This is a genomic window from Lysinibacillus sp. NPDC097214 (assembly GCF_050277945.1).
Classification (GTDB): Bacteria; Bacillota; Bacilli; order Bacillales_A; family Planococcaceae; genus Lysinibacillus; species Lysinibacillus xylanilyticus_B.
The window spans coordinates 638637-655542 of record NZ_JBNNSS010000001.1 but is presented as its reverse complement, the minus strand read 5'-3'; the positions used below and the strand labels follow the sequence as shown (position 1 = coordinate 655542).

At 38.5% G+C, this 16906-nt stretch carries 13 protein-coding genes; all 13 read left to right on the top strand.

Translation table 11 applies throughout. The features are described 5' to 3' along the window. Window positions 1-34: 34 nt before the first annotated feature. Window positions 35-403, top strand: a complete 369-nt coding sequence (locus tag ACQKMI_RS03170) for a CidA/LrgA family holin-like protein (protein ID WP_323649074.1) — start codon at window positions 35-37, stop codon at window positions 401-403. After that, a complete protein-coding gene (locus ACQKMI_RS03165; RefSeq protein WP_427487184.1) occupies window positions 400-1113 on the top strand; it encodes an LrgB family protein in 714 nt (237 codons plus the stop codon). Before ACQKMI_RS03170 ends, ACQKMI_RS03165 begins: the two co-directional genes overlap by 4 nt. A 180-nt stretch (window positions 1114-1293) precedes the next feature. Then, the gene (gene hflK / locus ACQKMI_RS03160) at window positions 1294-2298 is read left to right on the top strand and encodes an FtsH protease activity modulator HflK (RefSeq protein WP_427487183.1); all 1005 of its coding nucleotides are present in this window, start codon (window positions 1294-1296) and stop codon (window positions 2296-2298) included. Continuing rightward, the gene (gene hflC / locus ACQKMI_RS03155) at window positions 2298-3308 is read left to right on the top strand and encodes a protease modulator HflC (protein WP_427487181.1); all 1011 of its coding nucleotides are present in this window, start codon (window positions 2298-2300) and stop codon (window positions 3306-3308) included. Before hflK ends, hflC begins: the two co-directional genes overlap by 1 nt. 470 nt (window positions 3309-3778) lie before the next feature. Next, the gene (locus ACQKMI_RS03150) at window positions 3779-4210 is read left to right on the top strand and encodes a DNA polymerase I (protein WP_427487180.1); all 432 of its coding nucleotides are present in this window, start codon (window positions 3779-3781) and stop codon (window positions 4208-4210) included. A 205-nt stretch (window positions 4211-4415) separates the two neighbouring features. After that, a complete protein-coding gene (gene polA / locus ACQKMI_RS03145) occupies window positions 4416-7043 on the top strand; it encodes a DNA polymerase I (protein WP_427487179.1) in 2628 nt (875 codons plus the stop codon). A 12-nt stretch (window positions 7044-7055) separates the two neighbouring features. Then, a complete protein-coding gene (gene mutM / locus ACQKMI_RS03140) occupies window positions 7056-7928 on the top strand; it encodes a bifunctional DNA-formamidopyrimidine glycosylase/DNA-(apurinic or apyrimidinic site) lyase (protein WP_427487178.1) in 873 nt (290 codons plus the stop codon). A 13-nt stretch (window positions 7929-7941) separates the two neighbouring features. Next, the gene (gene coaE, locus ACQKMI_RS03135) at window positions 7942-8535 is read left to right on the top strand and encodes a dephospho-CoA kinase (RefSeq protein WP_427487177.1); all 594 of its coding nucleotides are present in this window, start codon (window positions 7942-7944) and stop codon (window positions 8533-8535) included. A 1006-nt stretch (window positions 8536-9541) separates the two neighbouring features. Next, on the top strand, window positions 9542-10564 hold the full coding sequence (locus tag ACQKMI_RS03130) for a glyceraldehyde-3-phosphate dehydrogenase (protein ID WP_427487175.1): 1023 nt from the start codon (window positions 9542-9544) through the stop codon (window positions 10562-10564). Between the two features lie 203 nt (window positions 10565-10767). Then, window positions 10768-11238 (top strand): transcriptional regulator NrdR, encoded by a 471-nt coding sequence (nrdR, locus tag ACQKMI_RS03125; RefSeq protein ID WP_049667519.1) that lies wholly within the window; start codon window positions 10768-10770, stop codon window positions 11236-11238. A gap of 15 nt (window positions 11239-11253) precedes the next feature. Next, the gene (locus ACQKMI_RS03120; protein ID WP_427487174.1) at window positions 11254-12636 is read left to right on the top strand and encodes a replication initiation and membrane attachment family protein; all 1383 of its coding nucleotides are present in this window, start codon (window positions 11254-11256) and stop codon (window positions 12634-12636) included. 2 nt (window positions 12637-12638) lie between these two features. After that, the gene (dnaI, locus tag ACQKMI_RS03115) at window positions 12639-13577 is read left to right on the top strand and encodes a primosomal protein DnaI (protein WP_427487341.1); all 939 of its coding nucleotides are present in this window, start codon (window positions 12639-12641) and stop codon (window positions 13575-13577) included. Window positions 13578-14129: 552 nt separating this feature from the next. After that, window positions 14130-16061 (top strand): threonine--tRNA ligase, encoded by a 1932-nt coding sequence (gene thrS / locus ACQKMI_RS03110; protein WP_427487173.1) that lies wholly within the window; start codon window positions 14130-14132, stop codon window positions 16059-16061. Window positions 16062-16906: the final 845 nt, after the last annotated feature.

The following is a 16906-nucleotide window of genomic DNA, read 5'->3' as shown; positions in this document are numbered from 1 at the left end:
GATAAAGCTGGATAAAAAAGAGAGAAGGATGACCATGAAAATCGTCAATAGTATCGTGCAAATCGGCTATCTTTATGTAATTTTATTTGTTGGAAATAGCATTGCACGCCTACTTCACTTGCCGATTCCAGGGAGCATAATTGGACTAGTCTTATTGTTTTTACTTTTGCAGTTTCATATTATTAAGCTTGAATGGATTGAGCTAGGTGCAGGTTTATTACTTAGTGAACTATTACTATTTTTCATTCCATCTGCAATCGGAGTAATCGATTATACTGCATTATTCGGTGTGCAAGGTGTGAAAGCTGTTCTTGTTATTGTATTGAGTGCCATAGTTGTCATGTTTGCAACAGGTTTCACAGCACAATTGCTAGGGCAACGAAAGAAAGGTGATACTGCATGAGCTTTTTAATAGCTATAGTAAGTTTACTAGGTACTATGGCAGTTTTTTATAGTAGTAAAATGTTTTATAAAAAGTATCAGAAGGAATGGTTAACACCTATACTGATCACACCGTTAGTGGTCATTATTATTTTGTTACTAACGGGTACATCTTATAAATCCTATACTGCAGGAGCCGGTATTTTATCAAATTTACTTGGACCAGCAACAGTTGCGTTTGCGGTACCAATTTATAAAAATTTTAATCTATTAAAGAAACATGCTTTTGAAATTTTTCTAAGTATTGCAGTTGGCTCAGCCGTTGCCATTACATCTTCATTTATCATTGCCGTAGTAATTGGATTAAATAATGAGCTTGTGCATAGCTTAGTTCCACGTTCAGTTACTACACCAATAGCAATGGACATTTCCAATATGATTGGTGGCTCTCCTACGCTTACTGCTGTTTTCGTTATGGTAACTGGTATTTTAGGGAGTCTCATAGCACCGTTAGTGATTAAAGTATGTCGTTTCCATCGACCATCCTCTAGAGGGTTAATGTTAGGAATGGGAGCACATGGCACAGGTACCTCTAAAGCATTTGAACTTGGTGAGCTTGAAGGTACTTTTGCGAGTCTTGCTATGATTGTAGCGGCATTAATTAGCATTGTTTTATCAACAACCTTTTTCCCAGCATTTGAACATCTAGTTGTCAATATCCTGTTGCCTTAATTGGTAACAGGATATTTTTTTTGGATTTAGACGGAGGACCAGTTCATAAACGTTTGGTGAGCTCCATATTGTTCCTTATGTCAAACTGCCTAAAATAAAGTGTTAGTTTATTAAAATATTTTGAAACTTTTCGGTAAGTGTCCCGTATACAATAGTACTAAGCTTAAGGGAGGATTAGACATGAGTGTGAAAAGGTCACTAATGATGGTGGGACTTGGGATTTTTGCTATTGTTGCACTTGTTGCTGTATTTACATCGTGGTACACGGTAGATGAATCAGAACAAGCAGTTGTCATTACGTTCGGTCGTGCTGATGATACAGTAACAGAACCGGGTTTACATTTTAAGTTACCTTGGCCTGTACAATCGGTTGAGGTTTTATCGAAGGAAACATTTAGTTTGCAGTTCGGCTATAAGCAAAATAAAGATGGGGAATTGGAAGCTTATGATGCCGAAACAAAAATGATTACAGGGGATGAGCATATTGTTTTAACAGACCTTGTAGTTCAATGGAAGATTACAGAACCGAACAAGTTTTTATTCAGCTCACAAGATCCAGAAAAAATATTACATAGCGCTACGTCGAGTGCGATTCGCTCCATTATCGGAAGTTCCAAAATCGATGCTGCGTTAACTGAAGGAAAAGCAGACATAGAAGCAAAATCACGAGATTTACTCGTTTCTCTTATTGAAAAATACGATATAGGTATAAGTGTTTTAGGGGTAAAACTACAGGATGTTGAATTACCGAATGCAGATGTGCGAGCAGCCTTTACAGCTGTTACAGACGCACGAGAAATGAAGAATACAAAAATAAATCAAGCAGAAAAATATGAGAATCAGCGAATTAGTGAAGCACAAGGTGAAAAGGATGCAATTATCTCGAAGGCGGAAGGTGAAAAAACAGCGCGTATTGAACAGGCTCAAGGGGATGTAGCTGTCTTTAATAAAATGTATGAGCAATATAAGGGCAATCAACAGATTACACGCGAGCGTTTAATTTTGGAAACACTTGAAAATGTATTACCTAAAGCACAAATTTATATTATGAATGATGATGGGAATACAATGAAATACTTGCCTCTTCAAGCATTGCAACCTGCAAAACAGGAGACACCTACAACACAGGAAACAACTACGACACAGGAAACACCAAAAGAGAAAAAAGAAGGGAGCGGTAACTAATGGATCAAAAAAATAAGGATCTTGAAAAATTCCTGAATTTTTTATCGGGTAAATCCAAAAATACTGCTTCGAAAGAAGGGAATACAGAGGATAATGTAATTAAAATGTCGAAAAAAAGCCCGATGAATCCCAAAAAATATATTTCTCTTGCTGTCACTTTAACTGCCGTTTTCGCCATGGCTATTATAGTATTTGTGAATGTTTATATTGTTAAAGAATCCGAATACGCAGTTGTTAGACAGTTTGGGGAAGTAGTGAAGTTTCAGAGTGAGCCTGGCCTGAAAATAAAGGTTCCATTTATTCAAAGCGTCACAAAGCTTCCAAAAAACCAAATGACTTATGAAATTTCTGAAGAGGAAATTAATACAAAGGATAAAAAACGAATAATCATTGATAATTATGCAGTTTGGCGTATCACAGATCCAAAGCAATTAATTTCCAATGCAGGAACAATAGAAAAAGTTGAAACACGTATGGAAGAGTTTATCTATTCAGTTATTCGCTCAGAGCTTGGTCGAATAGAATATAAGGAGATTATAAACGACGAAAACTCTTCGCGTGGTAGTATCAATGACCAAGTCACAAAACGTGTTAATGAATTGCTCTCAAACGATAAATATGGAATTGAAGTAGTGGATGTTCGTCTGCGTCGTATCGACTTGCCAACTGAGAATGAGCAATCCGTGTTTACGAATATGATTTCAAATCGTGAATCAATCGCACAGAAATACCTATCTGAAGGTGATGCTGAGAAACGTCGTGTTGAAGCACAAACAGATAAACAAGTTCAAGAAATGCTCGCAACAGCGAAAAAGGATGCAGCATTGATTCAAGCGGAAGGTGAAGCAGAAGCAGCTAAGATTTACAATAAATCGTTCTCACAAGATCCTGAATTCTATTCATTGTACCGTACATTAGAATCATATAAGAAAACTGTAGGTGAAGATACGGTCATTATTTTGCCATCTACTTCACCATATGCAAAAATATTATCTGGCTATATAAAATAATACTATTATTCTTGCAGGGATAAGTATATGAAGTCGTCTCAATTTTTTTGAGACGGCTTTTTTACACTATTCATGAAACTGACAAGAAGTTTTGTGTGGTGTTTTTATATAATTATTACTATTTTGTGGAAGGGTTGTTTAATGAATAGCAATATTTATATAAGTTGATTGGAGTGGAGACTGGGCGACTCCTTGGGGATCAGCGTCACAGATGAGACCCTGCAGCGAAGCGAAGCGGCTCATCGGACGCCCCCAGGAAAGCGCCCAGTCGGAACGGAAATCAACTCTACGTTATGGTGAGGAGCCTTTATAGTATGATTTTAGGTATTTTTAATCATATTTTTTAAAAAACCTTTCAGTTATCAATGATATTTTATAAAAATGATAGAAATTTATAATTTTGTGTTTCGTATATGACAATAATCTGATAGAATGATAATGTTGAAAAATAAAAAATGGGGGTAATAGTTGTGAAGTTGCAAATTAGCAAGTGGCTCCAAAATTTAGGGATAGCCTGTAGTATTGCATCGTTATTTACACTTTTCTTCCGTCTATCAGATTTTGCATGGATCACAAAAAGTGTTTATCATATACCAGTATTTTTTGTCATTTTGTTTTTATTAGGTTTAGTCATTGCTGAGGATATACGCAAGATATTTAAAAGAATATTTTTGTACGAGAAACGCAAGGTTAAACGTCCTATATGGCAAGTAGGGATTGGCTTTATTATCTTCTTAGCGCAAATCAGCACTGTAATGGTGTTCGATACAGAGCTTACACATCCACAGCTTGGTGGTATGCCATTATTTTTAGTATTTGCGTTTATGAATGCCTTTATTTTGACAGTCATATATGAAGAGATTTTCTATCGTAAAGAAAAAACAAGTAAAGCTAGTGAATAATATCGGAAAAGTCAATTACAATGAGTGATTGGCTTTTTTTTTGTAGTCAATCCTGAGTTAAGTTATTGATGTAGGAAATTTGGTGATTTTCAATGTTATGATTGGTAAAATAACCGTTTTCTCGATAAAGTAAATGGAAGAGGCATTTTCAAACATACGTTTTCGTTTTACAATTAAGAAGACGAAAACGCAGGAGGATAAAATCATGACAAAGGAAAAATTGCTATTATTGGACGGCAATAGTTTAGCATATCGCGCTTTTTTTGCGTTGCCATTATTGACGAATGATAGTGGAATTCATACGAATGCAGTGTACGGCTTTACAACAATGTTACAAAGAATATTAGAGGAAGAGCAACCAACGAAAATTTTGGTTGCCTTTGATGCGGGTAAGACAACCTTCCGTCATGAGACATTTACGGAATATAAGGGTGGTCGACAAAAGACTCCACCAGAATTATCTGAGCAGTTCCCGTATATACGTAAGCTTATCGATGCTTATGGTATTAAGCGATATGAGCTTGAATTGTACGAAGCGGACGATATTATAGGGACACTTGCCGAAGATGCTTCGTCACACGATATGGATGTCGTCGTTGTATCGGGAGATCGTGACTTAACACAGCTCGCGACTGAGCAAGTAACAGTATACATTACGAAAAAAGGTATTACTGAAATTGAAAAAAATACACCAGCCTTTATTGCAGAAAAATACGGCTTAACGCCCGGGCAAATTATTGATATGAAAGGTTTAATGGGGGATTCTTCAGATAATATCCCTGGTGTACCAGGTGTCGGTGAAAAAACGGCTGTTAAATTACTGAAAGAACATGGTTCGGTGGAGTCACTTTATGCGGCAATGGATACGGTGAAGGCTTCTAAAATGAAAGAAAAATTAGTTGCCAATGAAGAACAGGCATTAATGAGTAAAAAGCTAGCTACTATTTTTACAAAAGCACCGATTGATATAACGCTTTCTGATCTTGTTTATAATGGTCCGAATGAGGAAGAATTAATTAGTGTATGGCAAGAGCTTGGTTTTAAATCATTACTAGATAAAAGTGATTTTACTGTCCAAGAAGAGGAACAAGCGCCTTTTGACTATGAAATTGTGCAAGAAGTAAAGCAAGAGCATTTAAAAGATGTAATGGCAGTGCACTTAGAGTTAGAGGACGAGCATTATCATACATGTCAGCAACTAGGTTTTGCACTAACAGATGGAGCGAAAACAATGTACGTGCCGTTTGATCTTGCGGCTAAATCCGATGTCCTTCGCCTCTGGTTAGAAGATGCTACAAAAATAAAGTACATGTCTGATTCAAAAGCATCTCAGGCTGCGTTAAAACGTGCGGGAATACATTTAGCTGGTGTGGAATTTGACTTATTACTTGCGTCTTATATTAATAATCCTGCGCTAAGTGGAGATGATGTGGCAACTCTTGCGAAAGAACTGGGCTATCGTAATGTGCAGGCAAATGAGACCGTTTATGGTAAAGGGGCGAAACGAGCTATACCAGCCATTGATGCACTCGCTGAGCATGCCAGCCGCAAAGCCTTTGCTGTGTGGTCTTTACAGCCAAAGCTTGAGGCATTGTTAAAGGAAAATGAACAGTTCGAACTCTATAAAAACTTAGAACTTCCGCTTGCCTCTATTTTAGGGGAAATGGAAAGTGAGGGTATCACGGTCAATCGTGCCACATTAGAGAAAATGGGTCAGGAATTAAATGACAAGCTAATTGTTATCGAACAAGCAATTTATGCTGAAGCAGGAGAAACCTTCAATATTAATTCACCAAAGCAATTAGGTGTTATTCTCTTTGATAAACTTGGCCTTCCTGTTATTAAAAAGACGAAAACAGGCTATTCCACTGCAGCAGATGTCTTGGAAAAATTAAAACCAGAGCATGCTATTATTGAGCATATTCTTTTGTATCGTCAGCTTGGAAAATTACAGTCAACTTATATCGAGGGCTTGCTAAAGGAAATCCATACAGAGGATGGAAAAGTGCATACTCGATTCCAGCAAGCATTAACAGCTACTGGACGTTTAAGCTCAACGGATCCGAATTTGCAGAACATCCCGATTCGTTTAGAAGAAGGACGAAAAATTCGTCAGGCATTTGTGCCATCGAATGAAGATTGGATATTATTTTCTGCCGATTATTCGCAAATCGAATTGCGTGTATTAGCCCATATGTCGAACGATGAAAATTTAGTTGAAGCTTTCCGTGAAGGTATGGATGTTCATACACGTACAGCAATGGATGTCTTCCATGTTTCAGCAGAAGAGGTCGATAGTAATATGCGTCGCGCTGCAAAAGCGGTGAACTTTGGTATTGTCTATGGGATTAGTGATTATGGCTTATCACAAAACTTGGATATTACTCGTAAGGAAGCGGCTACATTTATCGAGAAGTATTTTGCAAGTTTCCCAGGTGTGAAACAATATATGGATGATATCGTCCAAGATGCGAAGTTTAATGGTTATGTGACAACGATTTTAAATAGACGTCGATATTTACCTGACATTACGAGCTCGAACTTCAATCTACGAAGCTTTGCAGAGCGTACTGCTATGAATACGCCAATTCAGGGAAGTGCAGCTGATATTATTAAAAAAGCAATGATTGATATGGATGCTCGTTTGAAAAAAGAAAATATGCAGGCAAAAATTCTTTTACAAGTGCATGATGAATTAATATTTGAAGCACCTAAAGAGGAGATTGCATTGCTTGAAAAAATAGTACCAGAAGTTATGGAGACTGCAATCGAGCTTTCAGTACCATTAAAAGTAGATTTTAATTACGGTGCAACTTGGTACGAAGCAAAGTAAGGAGAGGTTAAAATGCCTGAATTACCAGAGGTTGAAGGTGTCGTCCAGGCATTAAAACCTAAAATTGAAGGGCGGACAATTCAACAAGTTCAACTATCAGAAATTATTCGTTTTTCCTTTGGGGAGGGAAAGCAATGTATCGTGAAGCAAGCTGAGCCTGATGCATTTGAAATATCGTTGTCTCAAATGACGATTACAACCATCGAACGACGTGCGAAATACATCTTTTTTCATTTACTGAAGGAAGATGTCCCTTATGTGCTTGTTAGTCATTTAGGGATGACGGGTGCTTGGTTTGTGGTAAATTCACCTGAGGAAATCCAAGAGGCGAAATTTAAAAAGCATATTCATGCTACATTTCAAATGGTAGATGGTGGCTATTTAATTTATTCAGATATACGCCGCTTTGGTGAACTACGTTTTTTAACTAAAATTGAGGATCATGCACCATTAACAAAAATGGCACCAGAGCCATTCGATGAAATAGCATGTGATTATTTTATTGCGAAATCAAAGTTGCCGAAATATGAGAAAAAGGCCGTTAAGGATGTAATTATGGATGGGCAGGTCATTTCGGGCTGCGGCAATATTTATGCAACAGAAGCATTATTTGCGCAAAAAATTCATCCGGCCCGCACAATGAACCGTATCAGTGAAAAGCGTAAGCGTGCATTATTCGAGGCGATTGTCGCTATTTTACGCCAAAGCATTGAAGCAGGAGGTTCAACAATTTCAGATTACCGTAATATAAATGGTGAGGCTGGAAGTATGCAGAATCGACTGCAGATGTATGGAAAGAAGATGTGTCCAACGTGTGGAACTGCAACGAGCCAAATGACGATAGGTGGGCGCACATCAGTCTTTTGCCCAAATTGTCAACATTAAAGGGGATTTAACTATGATTATCGGACTAACAGGAAGTATAGCGAGCGGAAAAAGTACAGTAGTAAAAATGATGACAGCACTTGGTTTACCGATTGTCGATGCAGATATAGTAGCGCGTGATGTTGTTGAACCAGGAACGGAGACTTTAAAGCTAATAGCTGAAAATTTTGGACAAGATATATTGCTAGAAGACGGGAGTTTAAATCGTGTTAAGCTTGGCGATATTATTTTTCACGAACCTGTAAAGCGTAAAATGTTAAATGATATTATGCATCCTGCTATTCGCAAGGAAATGTTACGCCAGCGCGATGCGTATATAGAGGCCGGAGAAAAGCATGTTGTGATGGATATTCCGCTTTTATTTGAAAGTAAGTTACAGCATTTTGTCGAGCGTATTATCGTGGTATCGGTTAGTGAAGAGGTGCAGCTCCGTCGATTAATGGAGCGTAACAACTTATCGAAGGAAGATGCACTAGCTCGAATGCATTCTCAGTTACCTATGTCAGTCAAAGAAAAAGGTGCTCATGCGGTTATTTACAACAATGAAAATTTAGAACAAACAGAGCAACAACTGAAAAAAATCCTGACATACTGGGACATATTATAATTAATTAAAAATCTATAAAATCATTCGATGCGTAGCAATGACATATTGCTACGCATTTTATATTCTTGGAAAACTATTGAATCAATGAAATTAAGGTGTCACATTAAAAATAGTATGACTTTTCGGCAAAACGAGAGGTTGATTTCCGTTCCGGCTGGGCGCTTTGTTGCTGCCGCTACGTTAACACTACGCTTTCGCACAGAGCAAAGCTTCCTGGGGGCGTCCGATGAGCCGCTTCACTCGCGTTGCTCGCTCCAGGGTCTCGGGCCAACACGATGTTGGTCACGAAGGTGTTATCACAGGACGTGATGCTTTTAGCCTTCGTTCCTCTATATCGCTGATCCCCAAGGAGTCGCCCAGCCTCCACTTCAATCAACCATTTCACATAGCGTGTATCTTCTGACATGGTACTTTAATTTATAATTATAAAACGAAACTACAGCGGTTTTGGAAAAAACGAAACATTGCGTTGGCAATAGCAGGTTGCAATTGCTTTATTGTTATAAGTCTTTTCTGTTCGATTAAGGTGAGTAGCGATAGTGTTTACTTTTGAAATGAATAAAATTTATAAAAATTCTACGCTATTGCTGATTGGAGTGGAAGGCTACTCGACTCCCGTGGGAAAGCGAGACAGGCGAGACCCTGAGGCCAACATGATGTTGGTCACGAAGGCATTGTCACAGGACGTGACGCATTTAGCCTTCGTTCCTTTAGCGGAGGAAGCGGCTCGACGCTCGCCCACAGGAAAGCGAGTAGCCTGGAACGGAAATCACCTTATTTAATGTGCCACAACATTCACTATTAAATGCGAAGCAAGAACACTTTGTTATGCATCTTTTTATGGATTTATACCATAATAAGGACTAATTTAGGCGTTCTTATTTTTCAGAAAATAAGAACTTTAATATTATGAATATATAATGTTCATCTTTTTTGAAATTGTGTTATACTAATCACCATAAAGTATATAATTAATTTGAGTATGACTCACAGGAGGATTTTATAAATGACAGTATCAGTTGCTATTAATGGTTTCGGACGTATTGGACGTATGGTTTTCCGCCAAGCGATCGTGCAAGAAGGTTTAAATATCGTTGCAATTAACGCTAGCTATCCAGCTGAAACGTTAGCACATTTGATTAAGTATGACACAAATCACGGAACATTCGAAGGTTCAGTGGAGCCTGCAGGCGATGCTTTAATTGTAAATGGTAAACGTGTTCAAATTATTAGCGAACGCGACCCATTAAAATTACCATGGGCAACAATGGGTGTGGATATCGTTATTGAAGCAACTGGTAAATTTAATGATCGTGAAAAAGCAGCAATGCACTTAGAAGCAGGCGCAAAGAAAGTTATCTTAACAGCACCTGGTAAAAACGAGGACGTAACAATTGTTTTAGGTGTAAATGATGAGAAACTTGATATCGCAAAACATGATGTTATTTCAAATGCTTCTTGTACAACAAACTGCTTAGCACCAGTTGCTAAAGTGTTAAATGACACATTTGGTATCGAAAACGGATTAATGACAACAGTTCACGCTTATACAAATGACCAAAAGAATTTAGACAATCCACATAAAGATTTACGTCGTGCACGTGGTTGCGCACAATCAATCATTCCAACATCTACAGGTGCTGCCAAAGCATTAAAGTTAGTGTTACCTGAATTAGAAGGCAAAATTCATGGTATGGCACTTCGTGTTCCAACACCAAACGTATCATTAGTTGACCTAGTAGTTGATTTAAACACAGACGTAACTGTAGATTCTATCAACGCTGCATTCGTTAAGGCAGCTACTGAAGGTCCAATGAAAGGTATCTTAAACTTCTCAGTTGAGCCTCTAGTATCTTCTGATTACAATACAACAACTTACTCTTCTACAGTAGATGGACTTTCTACAATGGTAATGGGTGACCGTAAAGTGAAAGTACTTGCTTGGTACGACAATGAGTGGGGTTATTCAGCACGCGTTGTAGATCTTGTGAAAAAAGTGGCAAAAGCATTAGAAACGGTTAATGCTTAATTATAATCATAATCATTAAACTAAGCACATTGAAATCCAAGTGATTTCAATGTGCTTTTTTTATTAGATTGCAGAATCTACGCTTGTACTTTCTACTTTCAAGGTTTATCATGAGCACACTAGCGTCAATGCGCTTTTCTTATACATAGGAAATTTGTTATAATAGAAATATTAAATTGTTGTGAAATCAGGAGAGTAAATATATGAGATGTCCATCTTGCCAATTTAACGGAACGCGTGTTGTGGATTCGAGGCCGGTTGATGATAATAAAGAAATTCGTAGACGTCGTGAATGTGAGTCATGTGGCTTCCGCTTTACAACGTTTGAAAAAATTGAAGAGACACCGTTAGTTGTAGTGAAAAAAGAAGGTTCACGAGAAGAATTTAGCCGTGAAAAGGTACTTCGTGGACTTATTCGTGCTTGCGAAAAACGACCTGTTTCTCTTGAAGTACTTGAAGGACTAGTAATGTCTATTGAAAAAGATCTTCGCCGTATTGGGAATTCTGAAGTCCGATCTGAGGATGTAGGAGAAATGGTAATGGATCGCTTAGCGAAAATCGATGAGGTTGCGTATGTGCGCTTTGCATCGGTTTATCGTCAATTTAAGGATATCAATGTCTTTATTGAAGAAATTAAAGAAATTATCCAACGCCAGACAGAGCAGAAATTATAGGAAACAGAGAGGGGAATGACGTTGATCCATTTGTATAAGGAATTACAGCCTGCTGATTCTTTTGACATTCGTCTACCTCATGCACTTTCTACGCAGGAGCGTCAATTAGTAACGCTTTTTTATCAGCCTTTAATTGGAGCGGAACCAATCAGCCTTTATTTAACATTATGGGCAGAGGCTGAGCAAATGCCAAAGCAGCAAATGACACATTATTATTTAATGAATGTGCTAGGGCTTCCAATTGGAAAAGTATTTGAAGCACGAATTGCGCTTGAAGCAATTGGCTTGTTACGCACATGGAAAAAAGAGGATGATGACGAGCGAAGCTTTTTATATGAGCTGATACGTCCACTTGATGCGGATAGTTTTATGAAAGACCCACTGCTGTCGATGTTTTTGTTTAGTAAAATTGGGGAGCAAGCTTATCGGAAGTTACGTCAGCGTTTTATTCCTTCTGCGAGAGATGCAGAATTTAAAGATGTATCGCGTGCCTTCATTGATGTTTTCAAGCCTGTAAGTACAAGGATTCCAGATGATTTACAAGTTGATACTAGTCGTAAGGATACACAGCAAAAGATATATCCGTTTTATTTTGACCAGTTTGACTTTGAATTGCTGCAAGCGGGCTTATCGGAGCAACTAGTACCGGCTAGCTTACTAACATTTGAGGTGCGTGAAACAATAGCGAAATTAGCATTTTTATACCGCTTAACGGCACTTGATATGCAAAAAGTAGTGATTCTGGCATTAGATGATGATCTAGGTATTTCACTGGAACGTTTACGTAAGGCTGCTGCGGATTTTTATAAGCTAACGGTATCAAAAGAACCACCAAAGCTCGCTAGAGTGAGTGAGCCGTCAGCCATAGAAGAATCAGGCCAAAAAACGAAGGATCAGGAGCTTCAGCAATATTTAGAGACGACTCCCCCAGTGCAAGTGCTGCGAGATATCAATAATGGCAAAGAACCTCTACAGACCTCCGTACAGCTTGCTGAGAGTTTAATTGTCCAGCATGGAATGCCAGTAGGGGTTGTTAATGCTCTTCTGGAATATGTAATGCTAACAACTGATATGAAGCTACCTAAGAAATATGTGGAAACGATTGCGGATCATTGGGTACGTAAAAATATTCAAACAGCAAAAGAAGCAATGGAGCTAGCACGTAAAGAGCATGATAAGTACACTACGTGGAAAAATAAACCCCAGTCTTCGGCAAAAAAGAACTCTTATACAAAAAATCGCCGAGAGGAAAAAGTGCCAGATTGGTTTTATAAGCGTAATGAAAAATCAGAGGAAGTATTAAAAGATACAACGAATACTGACACTACTGATTTTGAAAAGGAAAGACAAAAGATATTAGAAAAATTAGGTAATATTCAAAATAAGGTAGGTGAATGACAATCGAACCGATTAATGGACCATTAAAAAGAGCAATTTCTGTACCATCATTTCAAGAACGATATGAAGCGATGCGTCGAGAGATTTTAGAAAACCCTCGTGTGCAAGAGTTTTTAGCTGAGCATATGGATGAGTTAAGCTATGATGCGGTTGAACGTAATTTACCGAAGCTCCATGAATTTATTAGCCAATCTACAGTCTGCTGTGGCTGTGACAATACAGAAAGTTGTACAAATTACTTAAAAGGTTTTTTACCTACTTTACGTGTAGTAAGGAGTACTGTTGAAATTGATTATGTACGATGCGAGCAAAAGATACGTGAAGATGAGCGCCGAGATGTTGCTAATATGATAGCAAGTATGCATATGCCAAAGGATGTGCTACAAGCTACTATAAGTGATTTATTTATTGATGATCATACACGTATTGACATTGCAAACCGTGCGGCTGATTTTGTTCAAAATGTACTAGATACAGGGAATTTGCCTGCTAAGGGCTTTTATTTATATGGTCAATTTGGCGTGGGGAAATCTTTTGTGCTAGGCGCATTAGCTAATGAACTTGCGAAGGCTAAAGTAAAGTCAGTTGTAGTTTTCGTGCCTGAATTTTTACGAGAAATGAAAAATGCAATTGGCGACAACACATTGCATGAAAAAATAGACTATGTGAAAAAGGCACCAGTACTAATGCTTGATGATTTAGGAGCCGAAACAATGACTGCTTGGACGCGAGATGAAATTTTGGGGACTATTTTCCATTACCGCATGGCAGAGCAATTGCCAACATTCATTACATCTAATTTTAATTACGATGAGTTGGAGCATCATTTAGCACAGTCACAAAAAGGTGACATTGAGGTCGTGAAGGCTGGACGTGTTATGGAACGTATCAAAGCCTTGACAGAGCCGATTAAAATGAGTGGGAAAAATAGACGTATGTAAGATTGGCAGTTGCATTTTATGACAATCGAGCGTATACTGTCACATATAATAATTAACTTCTTTCAATCGGTGTTCAAACACTTGTAGCTGATGCTTCGCTTTCGCTACAAAAAACACTTGCTGAAAAAGTAAAAGCCTCCGGATTATGCCGAGGCATAATTGATTAAATGCATTGATGAGGACATGAATTTTGTGTAAGGCTTTTAGAGAGGGAAGTCATTGGCTGTAAGCTTCCTAGTTTGAGCACACTATTTACTACCTACTGAGCAGCGAAAGGGATAATCTTTCGCCGGTCCCTAGCCCGTTAGCTAGCCTTGAGCTTCGTCTGACTATAAAAAGTCGGAAGGAAGAAGGGTGGAACCACGAGCATACGCTTCGTCCCTTTCATAGGGACGGAGCTTTTTTATGTTTGTTCAGTGGAAAATAGTGGTGAAGTGAATGCGGATGTAGTTCCTTTTCAGTGGATGTCCAAACACCTATTGAATGAGGATCAATTCCGGGATTCTTGAACTTCAATCAAGCATCACAACAAAACTATAAGGAGTGTAAAAAATGTCAGATATGATTAAATTAACTTTCCCAGATGGCGCTGTAAAGGAATTTGCAAAAGGTACATCTACTGATGACGTAGCATTATCAATTAGCCCAGGACTTCGTAAAAAGGCATATGCGGGTAAAGTAAATGGTGTCTTAGTCGATTTAAAAACACCAATTGAAGAGGATTCAACAATCTCAATTATTACACAGGATGATGAGGAAGCACTGGAAATCTTACGTCACTCTACTGCACACTTAACAGCACAAGCGATTAAACGTTTATTCCCAGATGTTAAACTTGGTATCGGTCCAGTTATTGAAGGTGGCTTCTACTACGATATCGATTCACCAACACCAATCACTGCTGAAGACTTACCTGCAATTGAAAAAGAAATGAAAAAAATTATCGCTGAAAACCTAGAGATAGAGCGCAAAAATGTTAGCCGTGCAGAAGCACAAGCGATCTATGAAGAAATCGGCGATGAATATAAATTAGAATTACTTGAAGCGATTCCGGCCGATGAACAAGTTTCTATTTACCATCAAGGTGAATTTTTCGACCTTTGCCGTGGTATCCACGCACCATCGACTGGCAAGCTTCGTGAGTTCAAACTTCTTTCATTAGCGGGTGCTTACTGGAGAGGTAACTCAGATAACAAAATGCTACAACGTATTTATGGTACTGCATTCTTTAAAAAAGAAGAATTAAAACATCACCTACAAATGCTTGAAGAAGCAAAAGAACGTGATCACCGTAAAATCGGTAAAGAATTAGAGTTATTTACAACTTCTCAAAAAGTTGGTCAAGGTTTACCGCTATGGCTACCAAACGGTGCGACAATCCGTCGTGTAATTGAGCGCTATATTGTAGATAAAGAATTATCGCTTGGTTATAAGCATGTTTATACACCAGTACTTGGTTCTAAAGAGCTGTACCAAACTTCTGGTCACTGGGATCATTACCAAGATTCTATTTTCCCACCAATGGAAATGGACAATGAAACATTAATTATGCGTCCGATGAACTGCCCGCATCATATGATGGTGTACAAAAACAGCATGCATTCTTATCGTAACCTACCATTACGTATTGCAGAGCTTGGTACAATGCACCGTTATGAAATGTCAGGTGCTGTTTCAGGTTTACAACGTGTACGTGGGATGACTTTAAATGATGCACATATTTTCGTTCGTCCAGACCAAATTAAAGTCGAATTCCAAAAGGTAGTACAATTAATTTTAGAAGTTTACAAAGACTTCGATTTAAAGGATTACTCATTCCGTTTATCTTACCGTGACCCAGCAGATACAGAAAAATACTTCGACGACGATGCAATGTGGGAAAAAGCACAAAGCATGTTAAAAGAGGCAATGGATGAGCTTGGCTTAGATTACTTTGAAGCAGAAGGTGAAGCGGCATTCTACGGTCCTAAACTTGACGTACAAGTAAAAACTGCAATTGGTAAAGAAGAAACTTTATCAACAGTTCAGCTTGACTTCTTATTACCAGAACGCTTTGACTTAACTTATGTAGGAGAAGACGGTAAACCACATCGTCCAGTTGTTATTCACCGTGGTGTAGTATCAACAATGGAACGCTTCGTTGCCTTCTTAATCGAAGAGTACAAAGGTGCATTCCCAACATGGTTAGCTCCAGTACAAGTTGAAGTTATCCCAGTTTCAAACGAAGCACACTTTGATTATGCAAAACAAATTGAAGAGCAATTAACTGCAGCAGGCTTACGTGTTGAAATGGATGACCGTGAAGAAAAACTAGGCTACAAAATCCGTGAAGCACAAATGAAAAAAATCCCGTATATGCTTGTTATCGGAGACAAAGAAGTAGAGGCTGGTGGCGTAAACGTACGTCGTTATGGCTCAAAAGATTCAGAAACAATTAGCTTCCAAGACTTCTTAGCCAACATTAAAGCAGAAATCACAAAATAATATTCGTAATTTTGCCGGCGAATATTCGATCAGATTCAAAAATGATTAGACTTCGATTCGCCGAGCAAAATCACCAAAAGTTTTGGATGACATTTGTTAAATCGTATGCCATTTATATAAGTTGATCTTCGTTAAGGCTGGGCGACTCCTTGGGGATTAGCAATAGAGGAACGAAGGCTAAAACCATCACATCCTGTGATAACGCCTTCGTGACCAACATCGTGTTGGCCCGAGACCCTGGAGCGAGCAAATAGGGGAACGAAGGCTAAGAGCATCACGTCCTGTGAAAACGCCTTCGTGACCAACATCCTGTTGCCCTAAGCGGCTCATCGGACGCCCCCAGGAAGCTTTGCTCTGTGCGAAAGCGAAGCGTCAGCAACAAAGCGCCCGGCCGGAACGGAAATCAACCTCACGTTATGATGAAAAACATTACAATAGTTTAGATTAAAAGTTTTTAGGTTACTTTATCTTCATTCAGAAGAAGATTCCCACCTCTAAAGGTGTAGAGATAAATGGGTATGTGGTTCCTTTTTAGTGTGTATCCAAACTCAGACTGAATGAAGATAAAGCCTCCGGCGGATGTCACGGATTTTGAATTGTGCTAGCACAATTCAAAATCCGGACGCAATTACGCCAAGGCGAAATTGTTTTAGAAATAAACTAAAAAACATTTGACAGCTTATAAAAGTACATGTTAATATAATTAAGGTTAATGAATACAAAGTTTGTGGTTGAAGTAGAGGCTGCCCGCTTCTCACCTGATACAACGCTCTTGGGCTGTGAACAGGTATGACACGTTGAATTGTTTTGCGCAGACTTGCGCATGCACATATAGCGGGCGGACA

What these genes read in the sequence shown, in the direction of transcription:
- nrdR (WP_049667519.1), top strand. Translation starts at nt 10,768, where the DNA reads ATGAGATGTCCATCTTGCCAATTTAACGGAACGCGTGTTGTGGATTCG.
- hflK (WP_427487183.1), top strand. Translation starts at nt 1,294, where the DNA reads ATGAGTGTGAAAAGGTCACTAATGATGGTGGGACTTGGGATTTTTGCT.
- mutM (WP_427487178.1), top strand. Translation starts at nt 7,056, where the DNA reads ATGCCTGAATTACCAGAGGTTGAAGGTGTCGTCCAGGCATTAAAACCT.
- ACQKMI_RS03165 (WP_427487184.1), top strand. Translation starts at nt 400, where the DNA reads ATGAGCTTTTTAATAGCTATAGTAAGTTTACTAGGTACTATGGCAGTT.
- hflC (WP_427487181.1), top strand. Translation starts at nt 2,298, where the DNA reads ATGGATCAAAAAAATAAGGATCTTGAAAAATTCCTGAATTTTTTATCG.
- ACQKMI_RS03120 (WP_427487174.1), top strand. Translation starts at nt 11,254, where the DNA reads ATGACGTTGATCCATTTGTATAAGGAATTACAGCCTGCTGATTCTTTT.
- ACQKMI_RS03130 (WP_427487175.1), top strand. Translation starts at nt 9,542, where the DNA reads ATGACAGTATCAGTTGCTATTAATGGTTTCGGACGTATTGGACGTATG.
- polA (WP_427487179.1), top strand. Translation starts at nt 4,416, where the DNA reads ATGACAAAGGAAAAATTGCTATTATTGGACGGCAATAGTTTAGCATAT.
- coaE (WP_427487177.1), top strand. Translation starts at nt 7,942, where the DNA reads ATGATTATCGGACTAACAGGAAGTATAGCGAGCGGAAAAAGTACAGTA.
- thrS (WP_427487173.1), top strand. Translation starts at nt 14,130, where the DNA reads ATGTCAGATATGATTAAATTAACTTTCCCAGATGGCGCTGTAAAGGAA.
- ACQKMI_RS03170 (WP_323649074.1), top strand. Translation starts at nt 35, where the DNA reads ATGAAAATCGTCAATAGTATCGTGCAAATCGGCTATCTTTATGTAATT.